The 15,220-nt window shown below is 32.7% G+C and carries 17 protein-coding genes; 14 read left to right on the plus strand and 3 right to left on the minus strand.

The genetic code is table 11. The annotated features are described in order from the left end of the window. Positions 1-25: 25 nt before the first annotated feature. From aspT to J3U16_RS04410, 3 genes are all read right to left on the minus strand, one after another. A complete protein-coding gene (gene aspT, locus J3U16_RS04400) occupies positions 26-1,726 on the minus strand; it encodes an aspartate-alanine antiporter (RefSeq protein ID WP_065562155.1) in 1,701 nt (566 codons plus the stop codon). A gap of 298 nt (positions 1,727-2,024) precedes the next feature. Next, complete coding sequence (locus J3U16_RS04405; protein WP_065562156.1) at positions 2,025-2,423, minus strand: hypothetical protein; 399 nt, start codon at positions 2,421-2,423, stop codon at positions 2,025-2,027. A 26-nt stretch (positions 2,424-2,449) separates the two neighbouring features. Next, positions 2,450-3,517 (minus strand): methyltransferase, encoded by a 1,068-nt coding sequence (locus J3U16_RS04410; RefSeq protein ID WP_416379926.1) that lies wholly within the window; start codon positions 3,515-3,517, stop codon positions 2,450-2,452. 136 nt (positions 3,518-3,653) lie between these two features. Here J3U16_RS04410 and J3U16_RS04415 point away from each other — a divergent pair, with 136 nt between their 5' ends. Genes J3U16_RS04415 through J3U16_RS04480 form a run of 14 tightly spaced genes read left to right on the plus strand, consistent with a single transcriptional unit; the run spans position 3,654 to position 15,216 of the window. After that, complete coding sequence (locus J3U16_RS04415) at positions 3,654-4,373, plus strand: beta-ketoacyl synthase chain length factor (RefSeq protein ID WP_220225017.1); 720 nt, start codon at positions 3,654-3,656, stop codon at positions 4,371-4,373. Beyond that, the gene (locus J3U16_RS04420; protein ID WP_267330136.1) at positions 4,355-5,143 is read left to right on the plus strand and encodes a lysophospholipid acyltransferase family protein; all 789 of its coding nucleotides are present in this window, start codon (positions 4,355-4,357) and stop codon (positions 5,141-5,143) included. Before J3U16_RS04415 ends, J3U16_RS04420 begins: the two co-directional genes overlap by 19 nt. A 29-nt stretch (positions 5,144-5,172) precedes the next feature. Further along, a complete protein-coding gene (locus J3U16_RS04425) occupies positions 5,173-5,427 on the plus strand; it encodes a phosphopantetheine-binding protein (RefSeq protein WP_065562159.1) in 255 nt (84 codons plus the stop codon). 15 nt (positions 5,428-5,442) lie between these two features. After that, positions 5,443-5,691 carry an acyl carrier protein gene (locus J3U16_RS04430; RefSeq protein WP_065562160.1) on the plus strand — a complete coding sequence of 83 codons (249 nt, stop codon included), beginning with the start codon at positions 5,443-5,445 and terminating at the stop codon, positions 5,689-5,691. Between the two features lie 4 nt (positions 5,692-5,695). Then, a complete protein-coding gene (locus J3U16_RS04435; RefSeq protein ID WP_267330135.1) occupies positions 5,696-6,259 on the plus strand; it encodes a hypothetical protein in 564 nt (187 codons plus the stop codon). Continuing rightward, entirely contained in the window at positions 6,229-7,605 is a 1,377-nt protein-coding gene (locus J3U16_RS04440; RefSeq protein ID WP_267330134.1) for an AMP-binding protein, read from the plus strand. Before J3U16_RS04435 ends, J3U16_RS04440 begins: the two co-directional genes overlap by 31 nt. Further along, positions 7,602-7,952 (plus strand): hypothetical protein, encoded by a 351-nt coding sequence (locus J3U16_RS04445; RefSeq protein ID WP_065562163.1) that lies wholly within the window; start codon positions 7,602-7,604, stop codon positions 7,950-7,952. The genes J3U16_RS04440 and J3U16_RS04445 overlap by 4 nt, the downstream gene beginning before the upstream one ends. Then, positions 7,943-9,676 carry a glycosyltransferase family 2 protein gene (locus J3U16_RS04450; RefSeq protein WP_267342543.1) on the plus strand — a complete coding sequence of 578 codons (1,734 nt, stop codon included), beginning with the start codon at positions 7,943-7,945 and terminating at the stop codon, positions 9,674-9,676. The genes J3U16_RS04445 and J3U16_RS04450 overlap by 10 nt, the downstream gene beginning before the upstream one ends. Beyond that, complete coding sequence (locus J3U16_RS04455) at positions 9,669-10,091, plus strand: acyl-CoA thioesterase (RefSeq protein ID WP_065562165.1); 423 nt, start codon at positions 9,669-9,671, stop codon at positions 10,089-10,091. The genes J3U16_RS04450 and J3U16_RS04455 overlap by 8 nt, the downstream gene beginning before the upstream one ends. Beyond that, a complete protein-coding gene (locus tag J3U16_RS04460; RefSeq protein ID WP_267342544.1) occupies positions 10,088-10,693 on the plus strand; it encodes an outer membrane lipoprotein carrier protein LolA in 606 nt (201 codons plus the stop codon). The genes J3U16_RS04455 and J3U16_RS04460 overlap by 4 nt, the downstream gene beginning before the upstream one ends. Then, positions 10,671-12,998: an MMPL family transporter gene (locus J3U16_RS04465; RefSeq protein ID WP_267330132.1), complete on the plus strand. Its 2,328-nt coding sequence runs from the start codon at positions 10,671-10,673 to the stop codon at positions 12,996-12,998. Before J3U16_RS04460 ends, J3U16_RS04465 begins: the two co-directional genes overlap by 23 nt. Next, positions 12,995-13,561, plus strand: coding sequence for a DUF3261 domain-containing protein (locus tag J3U16_RS04470; protein ID WP_220225025.1), 567 nt, complete (start codon positions 12,995-12,997; stop codon positions 13,559-13,561). The genes J3U16_RS04465 and J3U16_RS04470 overlap by 4 nt, the downstream gene beginning before the upstream one ends. After that, positions 13,562-14,743, plus strand: a complete 1,182-nt coding sequence (locus J3U16_RS04475; RefSeq protein ID WP_267330131.1) for a beta-ketoacyl-[acyl-carrier-protein] synthase family protein — start codon at positions 13,562-13,564, stop codon at positions 14,741-14,743. Further along, positions 14,743-15,216 (plus strand): 3-hydroxy-fatty acyl-ACP dehydratase, encoded by a 474-nt coding sequence (locus tag J3U16_RS04480; protein WP_267330130.1) that lies wholly within the window; start codon positions 14,743-14,745, stop codon positions 15,214-15,216. Before J3U16_RS04475 ends, J3U16_RS04480 begins: the two co-directional genes overlap by 1 nt. Positions 15,217-15,220: the final 4 nt, after the last annotated feature.

Here is a 15,220-nt window from a genome sequence, read left to right on the forward strand (position 1 = left end):
ATGTATCCTTAATTTGAGATGTCAATTAAACAAAAGCAACAACTAATGGCCCTAATAAAGTTAGGAAAACATTAGCTAAAGCATAGGTAATAGCAAAAGAGTTAGTAGGTGTTGAGTTACCCGCTTTATTTAGTACTTCACCAAAAGCTGGATTTGCACTACGAGAACCCGCCAAAGCACCAGCGAATACTGCAGAATTTTTATAACCCAGCACATACTTACCAAAGTAAATACCAAGCAACATAGGCAGTAAAGTAACTACAACGCCAATTAGAAATAAAGAAATACCTTGATCTTTAATGGTATCAATAGCTTGCAATCCAGAGCTTAGACCAACTACGGCTACGAAGCCAGCTAGACCAAAATCTTTAAGTAATTGCACCGCACCCGTTGGGATGTTTCCTACAGTTTGATGTAAAGATCGATACCATCCAAATAATAAGCCTGATAACAAAGCACCACCACCAGCACCTAAGGTAATTGGAATACCACTAACACGAATTACAATAAGACCAATAATAAGGCCAACGACAAGACCTAAACCATGGAATATCCAGTCAGTTTTTTCGCTCTTTGTTATCGGCGCACCAATTTTATCAACTACTCGCCTTAAGTCACCATCAGTACCATAAACAGTAATAATGTCACCTAATTTGAACACCATATCATTATTTAATGGCAATGGTTGCCCATCGCGATGGACAGCAATTAAATAAATACCATGTTTTAGTTTCATTACTTCATCAGATGAAAGCACTTGCGTTAAGTTTTGACCAACATAACGTGTATTGCGCATTTCGACATCTTGAGTATTCATAACCACATCCATACCCTGTGCCGAATTCACCTCTTCACCTAATAAATCAGTGGCTTTAATCATGGCATCACGATGGCCGACAACTAAAATAATATCTTTGGCCTTTAATAAAGTTTCTGGTCCAGCTTCAATAATACGATTACCACGTTTGATTCGTTCAATGCTTATACCGTTAATCACCTTTTCTAAACTTTCAACGGTCTGATTAACTTTATTGGTAATACGATATAAACGACCAGTTACATCTGATAAGGCAAAGTTCTGACCACTACCTAATAAAAGTGAACCATGTAATTGTTCTGCTTCTGCCTGAATTGCATCATCGTTAATTTCGCGACCCATAATTTTAGGTAAAATATTAACACAGACAATTATGGCTCCGAGTGAACCAAAGATATAAGTTACAGCATATCCAATAGTCACATTACCTTGTAATCGGCTTAACTCTTCAGGGCTTAAACCTAACTGAGTAAGCGCATCTGATGCCGTCCCCATTATTGCTGATTGGGTTAATCCTCCTGCAGCTAAACCAGCAGCAAGACCTTTATCTAAATGGAATAATTTGGCTAAAACGAGCACCGTAACAAAGCCAGCAACGGCAATAAATAGTGCTAAAAAGATTTCACGAAGGGTTTTAACCCCCAATGAACGAAAGAATTGAGGTCCACTTTCGAACCCTACTGCATAAATAAATAAAGCAAAAAGTACAGCTTTGACACCAGCATCAACCGTAACACCAAACACGCTTAATGCGACAGCAACTAGTAGGGAACCAGCCACTCCACCTAATTGAAATTTACCAATTCGAATACCACCAATCAAATACCCTAAGCTCAGTGAGAGAAATAAAAGTATTTCTGGTGAATGTTTAAGTCCATCTAAAATCCAATTTGAAAGCCATTGAAACATAATAATTGTCCTCAAGTGCTAAAATTTATGAAATAGAAAAAGATAGAAAAGAAAAGATTGGAACTTGAACTTTAATATTCATCACATTTTATGAATACTGTTATATATTAAACTTCAATGCAAAGAATAGATAGTTAATTTTAACGATTAATACTATTGTTAGGAGATAACAGATTATTAAAAAAGTAACATATTGTCATATTACAATATCTATAAATTGTTCTTAAAAAGAAGCCCAAACAATTTTTGGGCTTAAAGGTGGTTTAATTAAAAAATAAATTTCATTAAGTTCAAAGCGTTATTTTGCTCTGAAAATATTTTCTCTAATTTTAGCATCAAGATTGTTTATCCAACGATTGTAGTTGCGATGAACTTTTCCATTACTACCTTGTAAGTTTGAACTAACTGAAACATACTTAATTGAATACCCTGTTGCAGAGTAAGGGATATCAACAACAACTTCAAATTTACGATTGAATAATTGACCTCGGATAGTATCATTATTTAATGCTTGCATTTTCCAAGTACCAAATGCTGCTCTACCTTTAGTACCACTATCTAAAATAGCTTGTTTAACTTGTGCTTTAGTCAAACCATTAACTGGGGTACTAATACTATTTGGCGCTTGATATTTACTTGCACAACCGAATAATATTGAAACTAAAAAGAATGCTGCAATATATTTAAAAAATCTCATTGTTTACTCCTTAAGGATAATTTTAATTAACGTTTTTTACATATTAATAAAGTGTGTCCAAATCCAATCCCATCAATATCTTCCTCAACGTGAAACCCTGCTTCATTTAGACATTGATAAAATACTTTTGAATGGTAAAAACGGCTATTACCATTTGCTAAACAAGTAAAATAGAGAGAAGAAGCATTTAAACTTAATGCTCCTGCCTCAAAGTTTTGGCGATCCCAAAAAAGATCCATAATACAAACAGAAGCATCATCATTCATACTACGGTGTATTGTTTTCAAAATATGGACAATTTGATCTGAACTAAAACAATCTAAAAACTGGCTCATCCACCAGATATCAGCTTGGTTAGGGAAAATATCAGTTTCCAGTACATTTACACCAATACCATCGATACGATCTTCAAAGCCCGATTTTTTAATATTTTCTTTTGCAACTGAGATTTGTTCAGGTAAATCTAAGATTGTCACTTGAGTTTCAGGCAAATGTTTAGCTGAAAAAATTGCCCATTTACCTGTATTACCACCTATATCATAAACATGTTTAGGGTTCAATTTCATGATGTGAGGTAAAACAGCAGGAAAAGCGTGATCTGAATAAAAATGGTCGAAATCAAACCAACTTTTTTTTGCTTGTTCAGGCAGAGACTGCAACATGGGGTAAATCGTTTTACCATCACCAAAAACTTTGAGGCCACTCGGTTCGCCTTTTTCAAGTGCTTCTTGAAGAAAAAACATACTTTGGTAGCAGATATCTTGGGAAAAATTAAGGTTAACTTCTGTCATTTTATCATGCAATAAAAAATGACCAATTTTACCTAAAATATAGTTGGAGTCTTGCTGATAAATAACACGCATACTAAGTGCAACATCCAGCAGAAGTTCAAGTGCATAAGGTGATAAAGAAACTTTTTTAGTTAAATCCTCTAAATTAATACCAATTTTACCAGATTGATCAATAGAAGATAAAATTCCTTTGTTTTTCATGCACATTATGGCTTGGAATAATATAGGAGCAAAGGCAATTTTTTGAGCTTCAGTAATTGCTTCTAATGCTGTATAAATTTCCTTATTGAATCCATACTTGATGTTTTCTTGTCCAGTCAATGTATTGCCTTTTTATTGTTTTACTGTATTGTATAAATAAATCAGATTTTTTCAGTATTATCGAATTAATAATATTACAAAAAGTTGCTAAGTAAAGAATTAATTAAAAAATATTAATATGAGACTTTCTTTTTCAATCGAAAATTGGTTTGCTTTATCTGCTGGTTTATCCTCCAAATCTGACTGGCAATTATGGTCAAAACAGATTAATCACAATTGGGATTTACACATACCCAAACTCAATAAACTGCCTATGATGCAAGCAAGAAGAATGAGCATTTCTTCACGCCTTGCTGTTGAAGTTGCTTTAGAGCTCATAGAAAATAATAATGTGGATTTAGCGATTTTTTCAAGCCAACATGGTGAACTTGAAAAAACATATAAAATACTAGTTTCACTTAATCAAGCTAATGACATTTCACCAACCGATTTTGCATTATCGGTCCATAATACTGCTTCAGGTTTATTCACAATTATTGCCAAGCAAGCTATCCCTATCACATCGCTTAGTGCAAATAATGATGGTTTTCAACAAAGTTTGATTGAGGCTCTACCAACACTACAACAAAAAGATAAAAAAGTACTATTGATTGATTTTGATGGAATGGTTCCTGAATCTTACCAAACAGAAATTCATCAAATAATTCCATATTATGCGGTAGGTTATATCTTAACAAATGGCAATCAGTTAACATGCCAAAGTATTAATAAAACATCACAGAAAAATCCAATCAATTATCCTCAATCATTGGCTTTTTTACATGCTTATCTAAATAAAAAACAAAATTTCATCATACAAGGATTATCTCAAGACTGGCAATGGACGATAAATACATAAATAAACAAAAATTCTATACTATAAACCAGTGGTGGCGATTATTTGCGACCGCACTGGGTTTTATTATATTTGGTCTTTTTGGATTATTCGTTTTATCGTTGATATGGTTTAGTTTATTGAGATTATTTGTTTGGAAGAAACAAAAAAGAATTATTATTGCTCAATACAGCATAAGTATTAGCTTTAAAGTGTTTTTATGGATAGTAAAATCATTATGTATTTTCAACTATCAATTTAATGAAGTTGAAAAATTAAAGCAAGATGACGGATGTTTAATTGTTGCTAACCACCCATCTTTGCTAGATGTTGTTCTTCTCGTTTCAGTTATGCGTCGATGTGATTGCTTAGTTAAGGGTGCGTTACTCAATAACCTTTTTATTAGCCGCATTATAAAAACAGCAGGTTATATACTAAACGGTGAATCAGGCCAAATACTACCACAATGTAATGAAATCTTATCAAACAAAGGAAGAATTTTGATATTTCCCGAAGGAACTAGAAGCATACCTAATCATCCTATAACATTACAAAGAGGAGCTGCTAACATAGCATTAAGGTGTCATGCTGATATCCGAATAATACATATTCAATGTAATCCACCATGGTTGATAAAAAAACAAAAATGGTATGACATCCCTGAAAAAAAGGCATTGTTTAATATTACAGTAGGTGAAAAAATCAAAATAGATGACTTTCTAGAAGAAAATACAACTGTTGCAGCGAGAAAACTTACCAGACATCTCACAACATTATTAACGCTGGAACCATAAAAAAGAATAATAGATAAAAGGGAAATTAAATGGAAAAATTACATCATGATATAAAATCATTAATAATCGAAGTGCTTAATTTAGAAGATATCACATCTGAAGATATCGATACCCAAGCTCCATTATTTGGTGATGGTTTAGGTTTAGACTCAATAGATGCATTAGAACTAGGTCTTGCTATCAAAAATCAATATGGTATTGTTTTATCGTCAGAAAGTGAAGAAACCAAAAAAGCATTTTACTCAGTTAAAACGCTAGCTGATTTTATTAATTCTCAACAGTAATAAGGAAGATTTTTAATGGATAAGCAACAAATTTTTCAACAAGTACAATCAGCACTAGTTCAGCTTTTTGAATTATCTGCCGATGAGATTAAGCCAGAATCTAAACTTTTTGAAGAATTAGACTTAGATAGTATTGATGCAGTAGATTTAGTTGTACATTTACAAAAAAAGATAGGCAAAAAAGTTGATCCTGAAACGTTTAAAGCAGTAAGAACTGTTCAAGACGTGGTTGATGCAGTGTACAATTTGCTAAATGCTAAATAGCATAATGAATAAATTTAAGTTAATAATAAAAGCAATGACAGGAATAATCCTGTTTTGCTATCCGATAGTTATTTACTTATCTTTAAAATATCAAATTATTAATATCGCTGTTTTATGCATTGCTGCATTATTAGTGTTAAGGCTAATCGCCTTACCTAATTTATTTTCAAATATTGGTTGGTTAGCAAAAGTAACAACTTGCTTTGGTTTGCTTTTAGCATTAACCAGCTGGATATTTAACAAATTTCAATTTTTGCTCTATTACCCCGTAGCAACAAATCTTCTATTCTTAATATTTTTTGGATATTCATTGTATCAGCCACAAAATATTATCGAAAGATTCGCCAGATTAAAACATGATAATTTACCAGCAAGTGCAATTAACTATACAAGAAAAGTAACTATATGTTGGTGTCTATTTTTCATACTAAATGGTTTAATCGCATTAATAACTTGTCTTATTAATGATATTTATTGGTGGACAATGTATAACGGATTAATAAGTTATATTCTTATTGGATTATTAATGGGGGGAGAATGGATTGTTCGTCAAAAAGCAAAACATTAGTTTTATTATCCGAGCAATTATTACGACCAGATAATGAAATAATTGCATTCAGAAAGCAACTAGCTTTAACTGTTGGAGATCTAAAACAACAAATTAGCATAATTGTTAATGAATTAGACAATCATACTGAAGAAAATTGGGTTTTATTCATGGATGATAGTTTTAATTTTGTTGCAGGATTTCTCGCTCTCTTATATTCAGGAAAGCATCCACTTTTACTAAATCCTAGGCATGTCGAATTATTACACTATTATCAAGCTGTATTAACCGATACACATCTTACAAATATTAATTTGTCAACTAATTTGCCAATTATCAACATCAGCAATATTAATCAACATCAATCAGTTAAATCAGTAAAAAATAATCCGGATTTTAAACAAACATCATTTACATTATTCACCTCTGGCTCAACAGGTTTGCCAAAACCAATTAAAAAATCTATTTCTCAACTTGAGCGAGAAATTAATATATTAATAGATAATTTAAAAGTTTCACCTTGTGACTTACTTATTGCTTCTGTGTCACATGAGCACATGTATGGATTAACCTTTAAAATAATGCTTTCTTTAAGCTCCAAAATACCTTTTGTTTGTGAAACAATACTCTATCAAGAACAATTAGCAACTTATCAATCTAAAAACATTACTTACATCACAACGCCATCAATTATCAAAAATTTAGATCATAGTTTATCTACTATTAACTGTACCTGTGTATTTTCATCTGGTGGAGAGCTTAGTTTTGAAAATGCCCAATTTTGTTTACAGAATTTCAATGTTTTACCTTATGAAATTTACGGTTCAAGCGAGACTGGTATTATAGCCAAAAGACAACAAAAATCGCTTAATACACCTTGGGAACTCTTTTACCCATTACAATTAAAATATACCCCCAATCAACAACCATTATTAATATCACCTTTATTACCACAAGCTGAATTACTAAATGATAAATTACAAAAAATAGATGACATTAAATTTTATTTAAAAGGCCGGATGGATAAAATAGTCAAAATTGCAGAACAACGCCTATCTTTAACCTATATAGAGAACCAGATCAATAAAATTACAGCCGTTGAAAAAGCAATTGTTATTCCCTTAGAAAAAAACAATAGAACAATATTGGCCGCCATCATTAAAATAAAACCATCTCATAGTAAGGAAATAGATAACTTTAATTATTTCAAACTTACACAATATTTTCGACATTTACTTAAAGATACATTATCATTAGTTGAAATACCTAAGAAATGGCGTTTTATTGAAAGTTTTCCGGAAAATTTGCAAGGAAAATGCACATATACTGACTTAAAAGCATTATTCGATACTCCAAATAAGATATGAAAAAAGAGTTTCCCAACGAAATAAGCATTAGTAAAACTGAAACAGAAGCTAATATTGAAATCACAATACCGCCAGATCTTTTTTGGTTTAAAGGACATTTTCCTACACAACCAGTGTTACCAGGTGTGACTCAGGTTAATTGGGTAATTGGTTATGCCCAAAAATTAATTAATCCAAACTTATCAATATCGTCCATCGAGGTGGTAAAATTTCAATCGCCAATATTACCTAATGATCGCCTAAAACTAACGCTACTCTGGAATGAAAATAAGCTAAAATTCACTTATAGTTTTATTACACAGCATGGCAACATAGCAAGTACAGGAAAGCTTACACTATGTCAGTAATTGAGCCTTCGCTATCAAAAAACTATTGCTTTATTATACCTTGTTACAATCATAGTGATGCTTTACCGCGTGTTTTACAAAATATTGAACATTATCAATTGACTTGTTTTCTAATTGATGATGGTAGCTCGTATGAACATGCACAAAAACTGACAGAAATAGCAAAACAATATGCATGGGTCAATTTAGTGCGTTTAACTAAAAATGAAGGTAAAGGTGCGGCAGTAATGTGTGGTTTTAGTCACGCATTAGATCATGGTTTTGCTTATGCCATTCAGATAGATGCTGATGGCCAACATGATAGCCAAATTGTCAAACAGCTTATTGAACAATCACAATTAAATCCCAACACTTTAATATCTGGTTGTCCTATCTATGATGATTCAGTTCCTAAACACCGACTTATTGCGCGATATATTACCCATTTTTGGGTATGGATTGAAACCTTAAGTTTTAATATTAAGGACAGCATGTGTGGGCTTCGTGTCTATCCATTAAAACAGACTTGTCACCTCATCAGTCAACAACAAATTGGTAAAAAAATGGATTTTGACACCGACATAATGGTTCGATTATATTGGCAAGGTACTGATTCTATTTTTGTACCAACACATGTCACTTATCCCGCTGATGGTGTTTCTCACTTTAACGCATTCAAAGATAACCTATTAATTACTTGGATGCATACTCGACTATTTTTTGGCATGTTTCCACGAATTCCAGCATTAATAAAACAAAACCGACTTAAGAAAAATAAAGATAGTCACTGGTCTCAAACTGACGAACGCAAAGGTTTAATGGGGATCAAGTTAATTTTAATGCTTTATCGCCTTCTAGGAAGACGTGTTGCTCAAATGTTCATGTTCCCAGTTATCAGTTATTTCTGGTTAACAGGGAAAAAACAACGACAAGCATCCAAAGCATATTTAGAAAAAATCCTTAAACAATATCCTAATGTGCCATTGATTGAAAAGAAAAAATTAACCTCTTTCCGACACTTTCAACAATTTGGTGAGTCACTGTTAGATAAACTAGCCAGTTGGCAAGGCGATATTAAGCTTGATGATATCTATTCACCAAACAAAGGCGAATATTTAAGACTAATTTCTGAAAAAAAGGGGATTATCTTAATTTGTTCACATTTAGGTGATATTGAAATGTGTCGAGCACTAGCAGAATTATCCCATAATGTGACAATAAATGCTTTAGTGCATAAAGGTAATGCTGTACGATTTAACAAAGTATTAAAACAGGTTAATCAAAATTCAATAATCAATCTAATAGAAGTTGCTACATTAGGAGCGGATACTGCCATAATACTGCAACAAAAGCTTGAAGCTGGTGAATGGGTAGCTATCATTGCTGACAGAACATCAATTAATCCTTACCAAAGAGTGCCAGAAAATGCTATTGTTTGGGCCAATTTCCTTGGTAAACCTGCACCTTTTCCTAAAGGGCCATTTATACTATCTTCTGCATTAAAGTTCCCCGTTTACTTTTGTTGGGGATTAAAACCCAATGGTCGATTCCAAATATATCTAGAACATTTTACTGATGAGCTAAAGTTATCTAGAAAAAATAGACCAGCGGAACTAGAACAAACAATTGAGTATTATGCCAATCGATTAGAATATTATTGTTTACAATCACCACTTGATTGGTTCAATTTTTTCGATTTTTGGCAATTTAATCCACCTGAAATAACGAATAATAAAAATGAATAATTTTAATCACTGTCATATCACCATCGACTATAAACCATCTTTCCATGACACAGACGCCATGGGCGTGGTTTGGCATGGTAATTATCTTAAATTTTTTGAAAAAGCTCGCGAAGCATTATTTCGAAAATTTAATTATGGTTATAAAGAAATGGTTGATTCGGGTTATATTTGGCCTATTGTCGATGCAAGAATAAAATATACAGCACCCGCCCTTGCAGAACAAACTTTAGAAATCTTTGCCAAACTAGAAGAATATGAGCATCGCATAAAAATTAGCTACCTAATAAAAGATAAAAAAACTGGTAAAAAAACAACTTCTGGCTACACAACTCAAGTTGCGGTCTCTACAGATACCAAGGAAATGTGTTTTGTTACACCTGATATATTTTTGAATTGCTTTGGATTAATTAAATGAACAAATGCCTAGTTGCTTTCGCAACAACACTATTATTAACTTTCTCAACAATAACGAGTGCAATCACGCTAAGTGATATACAACTGCTATTTAGCAAAAACCAAGTTGTTCGAGCTGATTTTACCCAAGATCGCTATATTAATGGTTTAACCTCACCCATCCATTCAACGGGAAAGATGATAATATCTAAGGAATTAGGTCTATGGTGGCAACAAAATACACCATTTGCTATGACATTGAAAATGAATCAACAGCGAATGGAACAACGCATAGAAGACCAAACTCAAGAAATAATAACTGCAGAAAAACAACCTCAGCTATTTCAGTTCAATCATTTATTAACGGCAATTTTCACTGCAGATAAAGAGATGCTTGAAAATAATTTTGATATAACAGTCACCGAACAAAATAATATTTGGACATTAACGCTAAAACCTAAATTAGCACCGCTAAATAAAATTTTTAAACAAATTATTCTTAGTGGAAAATCCTATTTAGAAAAAGTCACTATTAATGATATGCAAAATGACAAAACAGAGCTTACATTCAAAAATCATAAAACGACAAAATTAAATCAAGATGAACAATTGCTATTCAGATAACCAATTAACATTAAAAAGAAGAGCAATCTTATGGTTGATGATGGTCGCTTGTCTGATTCTTGCTGCTTATTACCTTTTAGCTAATAGTAAAATCAACAGTAGTGTTTTATCTCTATTACCTAAAGAGCAAACCAACAATGTTCCTACTGAACTTATTGATGGTTTTCAAAATCGATTAGATAGGCAACTTGTCTGGTTGATTAAGCCCACTAATGGCGAATTAGAACCAGTTAATTGGTGGTATCAAACCCTAAAAAAACAATCTTTTATTAGCCAAGTAAACGGTTATTTTGATGAAACATTTCAAAAAAATTGGGGAAAATTTGCTTTTCAATATCGTTATCAGCTACTGGACTCAAAAACTAGTGAAAGATTAAAAAATGGCACTCAGCTGAATTGGATAAAAAGCCAGCTATATTCTCCTTTTAGCGGAATAAGTGCAACTGAATTGGAAAATGATCCATTATTATTAACTCGTTCATCTCAATTAAATCAACTGGCTAACTCAGGTGGGTTAACCATTCAAAATAATTGGTTATCAGGACAAGATGACCAAGGCAATCAATGGTACATGATTTTTGCTGAGTTAAATAATTCATCATTTAACATGAGCCAATCTCACCAAATTACCACACAATTAAATGAACTTACCAAACAATTACATGAAAAGTGGCCAAATGTTGAAATTTTAAAACGAGGCGTGCTTTTTTATAGTGATTACGCAAGCAGTGAAGCTATAGATGATATAACAACCATCGGTAGCTTATCAATTATAGGAATTATCATATTGATAATTAGTGTATTTCGATCGATAAGACCAATTATTTTATCGATACTATCAATTTTTGTTGGAATTATTTGTGGTTTAGTGGCTGTTTTAAGCCTATTTGGTGAAATTCACATAATGACAATTGTTATGAGTACTAGTGTAATAGGAATAACTGTCGACTATTCACTGCACTACTTAACTGAACGACTGCTACATGGTAATCAAGAATCACCTTATGCAAGTTTAAAAAAACTCATTTCAACTTTGACGTTAGCGTTATGCACAAGTTTTATTGCTTATCTAATCTTATTAATTGCGCCGTTCCCGGGCTTAAAGCAATTATCAATATTTGCAGTTTTTGGTCTACTCGGTGCTTTTTTAACTGTAATATGCTGGTATCCTCTGCTCGTTAACAAATTACCAGTACGTGAAGATGTTGGTTATAAGTTACTAAGTAGCTGGCTAAATTTATGGAAAAATAAACAGATGCAATTGATAATGGTATCAATCGCTCTATTATTTATCGGTTATGGGTTTATTAATTTAAAAGTTGATGACGATATTGCCAAACTACAAGCATTGCCAGAACAATTACAACTACAAGAACAAAAAATTATCAGTATTACCCGTCAAACAACAGATCAAAAATGGTTTGTTGTTTTTGGTGATACAGCTGAACAAACCTTACAACGACTTGAACAATTTTTACCTAAACTTGAACTTGCAAAATCAGAAGGTTATTTTGAACAATATCAGAGCATAAACTTACCTTCATTCCAAAAACAGCAAGAAAATATCGAATTTGTTAAACAATATAGTCCTGAAATTATATCCTCTTTAACACAAATGGGAATTAAGGCTAACTTACCTACTTTTGAACAACCAATTATTACACCAGAACTATGGCAACAAAGTGAACTTAGCCAAGGTCGAAAACTACTTTGGTTAACCTTACCAACGGGAAAAAGCGCGACTTTAATTCCAATAAATGGAATTAAAAATATCATTGAAATAAAAAAATTATCGGAAGTAGATAAAGGAATCTATTGGCTTGATCGCCGTGAAGAATTTAACACTATGTTTGCCCATTACCGAATACAATTATCCCAGCTGATTGCTGGTGCTGTGATTCTTATTTGCTCTTGCTTTATCTTCTATCATCGCAAATATGGTTTAAAAGCTGCATTAAAAAGCACATTACCTACATTATTATCAACAGGTATAGCATTAGCTATTAATGGCATAACCAATCAAACTCTTAATTTATTCTCAATGTTAGCACTAATTCTTGTTATTGGTATTGGTATCGACTATAGTCTATTTTTGAGCAACAATAAAAGCCAAAACCAAAGTGCATTATTAGCAGTAAGCATGGCGGCATTGACTACTATATTATCTTTTGGGTTATTAATAATAAGCCATACCGTTGCCATAAAAGGATTTGGATTAGTATTAACTGGCGGTATTTTTACAGCATTTTTATTTGCACCACTAGTCATCAATAATAGACAAGAAATATCAGGGACAAAAGGATGAAGAAATATTTATATTTAACTTTTTTATTATTAAGTATGTTGATTTCAGCCTGCTCGTCCCAACCTAAATCAGAAGCTTGGTTAACCAAAGAAACCAAAGTTAACTTGCCTAAGATAAATCTAACTCAAGACTATCACGATCAACAACTATTAACCTTTAAATATAACAATCAAGAAAACTCGGTAATAGTAATCGTTGATATCAAAGATAACCAATTGAAAGTAATTGGGTTATCCACTATAGGTATTCGTTTGTTTGAAATTGAATACGACGGTAGTAAAGTTAAAGCAAAACAACATATATTTGTTAAGCAACTTCCCCCTCCTGAGCAAGTATTATCAGACATAATGCTAAGCATATTACCAACAATTTCATGGCAAAACGTATTACCGGCGAATTGGCAACTCATTGATAACGACTTATTTAGGACCCTTGTCAATGATAAAAAACAAACAATCATTAAGATAACTTATAACCAAAAATCTTCAACAGACATTAGAAAACCAATTAAAATTCAACATGCTATATTTGGTTATCAAATTACAATTAAGAGTATGGAATAGATGATTTATGTTGCTGCGCTTGGCGCGATAAACACATTAGGACACGACAAACAACAGATAATCGATAATTTATCCCAAAATTATTGTGCAAAGCACTACTTGACTCAAGAAAAGGGTTGGTTATTAAATGGCCAAAATACTTGGTTAGGTAAAGTAACGGGGGAGCTTCCCTCCATTCCCCACAATTTGACGCAATATGCGACAAGAAATAATCAATTACTTTATGCTGCATATTTACAAATTAAACAGCAGATACAACAAGTTATCGAAAAATATGGACCAAAAAGAATTGCGGTTATAATGGGTACTAGTACTTCTGGAATACACGAAGGCGACGTTAACATTGAGCACTATTTAAAGACACATCATTGTCAACCCCATTTCTATTATCACCAACAAGAACTTGGTAATCCATCGTGTTTTTTAACAGAATTACTCAATTTACAAGGTCCTAGCTATACCATTTCCACTGCTTGTACATCTAGTGCAAAAGCCGTAATAAGTGGCCAACGACTGATTGAATCAGGATTGGTTGATGCTGCCATTGTCGGTGGTGCTGACAGTTTAAGCAGAATGCCAATAAATGGTTTTAATGCGCTTGAAGCACTATCGAATAATCCCTGTATGCCATTTGCACAAGACCGTAACGGCATAAACATTGGTGAAGCCAGTGGATTGATGTTAATAACTAAAGAAGAATCAAGTGATATTGCATTATTAGGTGTAGGTGAATCATCCGATGCTTATCATATCTCCTCCCCTCATCCAGAAGGAATAGGAGCACAAGTTGCGATGGAAATGGCATTAGAAAATGCAAACTTAAAACCAAATCAGATTGGCTATCTTAATTTACATGGCACGGCAACGGTGCTTAACGACCAAGCTGAAAGTAGAGCTGTTTATCGATTATTTGAGCAAAACTTACCTTATTGTAGTTCAACAAAACATTTAACAGGACATACATTAGGTAGCGCAGCTATTACTGAATTGGCAATTAGTTACTTATTACTTAAACAAAATATTAATTTACCACAGCAAGATTTTTCAGTATCACCTTATGATAAAAATCTAGATAAAATTAATATTGTTACAGAAAAAATGATGCTACAAACACCAATCATTATGTCAAACTCTTTTGCTTTTGGTGGCAATAATGCATCTCTTATTATTGGAAAAGTATAATGCAATATCAATCAGCAAGTTACTATTTGCCACACAGAACTCCCATGATCATGATTGAGAAAGTTCATTTAGTCGATGAAAAACAATGCATTTGCAGTGTTCAAGTTACCAAAGATGGCATACTTTCTCCATTTTTAACTGATAATTATCAGCTACCCAATTTTTATGCTATCGAATTAATGGCACAAACTATTGGTGTTTGGAATGGATATCATGATTCCAAAAAAAATCACTCACCACAATTAGGCATGTTACTTGGAGGGCGAGCAATAAAAACCAATTTACCTTCATTTGAGCTTAATAGTGAATTAATTATAACCGCCAATTTAGTTCTTTTTGATTCTAAACTAGCTAACTTTGATTGTGATATCAGTATAAATCAACAATGTGTTGCATCAGGTAAATTAAATGTTTATGAACCTGATCCTAGTGAATTAGACCAACTTTTTGGTTCCCAGCGATTAAAAGGATAACAAT

Source organism: Gilliamella sp. B3023, from assembly GCF_026536845.1.
Classification (GTDB): Bacteria; Pseudomonadota; Gammaproteobacteria; order Enterobacterales; family Orbaceae; genus Gilliamella; species Gilliamella apicola_E.

What these genes read in the sequence shown, in the direction of transcription:
- J3U16_RS04425 (WP_065562159.1), top strand. Translation starts at nt 5,173, where the DNA reads ATGGAAAAATTACATCATGATATAAAATCATTAATAATCGAAGTGCTT.
- J3U16_RS04430 (WP_065562160.1), top strand. Translation starts at nt 5,443, where the DNA reads ATGGATAAGCAACAAATTTTTCAACAAGTACAATCAGCACTAGTTCAG.
- J3U16_RS04445 (WP_065562163.1), top strand. Translation starts at nt 7,602, where the DNA reads ATGAAAAAAGAGTTTCCCAACGAAATAAGCATTAGTAAAACTGAAACA.
- J3U16_RS04460 (WP_267342544.1), top strand. Translation starts at nt 10,088, where the DNA reads ATGAACAAATGCCTAGTTGCTTTCGCAACAACACTATTATTAACTTTC.
- J3U16_RS04405 (WP_065562156.1), bottom strand. Translation starts at nt 2,423, where the DNA reads ATGAGATTTTTTAAATATATTGCAGCATTCTTTTTAGTTTCAATATTA.
- aspT (WP_065562155.1), bottom strand. Translation starts at nt 1,726, where the DNA reads ATGTTTCAATGGCTTTCAAATTGGATTTTAGATGGACTTAAACATTCA.
- J3U16_RS04450 (WP_267342543.1), top strand. Translation starts at nt 7,943, where the DNA reads ATGTCAGTAATTGAGCCTTCGCTATCAAAAAACTATTGCTTTATTATA.
- J3U16_RS04465 (WP_267330132.1), top strand. Translation starts at nt 10,671, where the DNA reads ATGAACAATTGCTATTCAGATAACCAATTAACATTAAAAAGAAGAGCA.
- J3U16_RS04415 (WP_220225017.1), top strand. Translation starts at nt 3,654, where the DNA reads ATGAGACTTTCTTTTTCAATCGAAAATTGGTTTGCTTTATCTGCTGGT.
- J3U16_RS04435 (WP_267330135.1), top strand. Translation starts at nt 5,696, where the DNA reads ATGAATAAATTTAAGTTAATAATAAAAGCAATGACAGGAATAATCCTG.
- J3U16_RS04420 (WP_267330136.1), top strand. Translation starts at nt 4,355, where the DNA reads ATGGACGATAAATACATAAATAAACAAAAATTCTATACTATAAACCAG.
- J3U16_RS04470 (WP_220225025.1), top strand. Translation starts at nt 12,995, where the DNA reads ATGAAGAAATATTTATATTTAACTTTTTTATTATTAAGTATGTTGATT.
- J3U16_RS04440 (WP_267330134.1), top strand. Translation starts at nt 6,229, where the DNA reads ATGGATTGTTCGTCAAAAAGCAAAACATTAGTTTTATTATCCGAGCAA.
- J3U16_RS04475 (WP_267330131.1), top strand. Translation starts at nt 13,562, where the DNA reads ATGATTTATGTTGCTGCGCTTGGCGCGATAAACACATTAGGACACGAC.
- J3U16_RS04480 (WP_267330130.1), top strand. Translation starts at nt 14,743, where the DNA reads ATGCAATATCAATCAGCAAGTTACTATTTGCCACACAGAACTCCCATG.
- J3U16_RS04455 (WP_065562165.1), top strand. Translation starts at nt 9,669, where the DNA reads ATGAATAATTTTAATCACTGTCATATCACCATCGACTATAAACCATCT.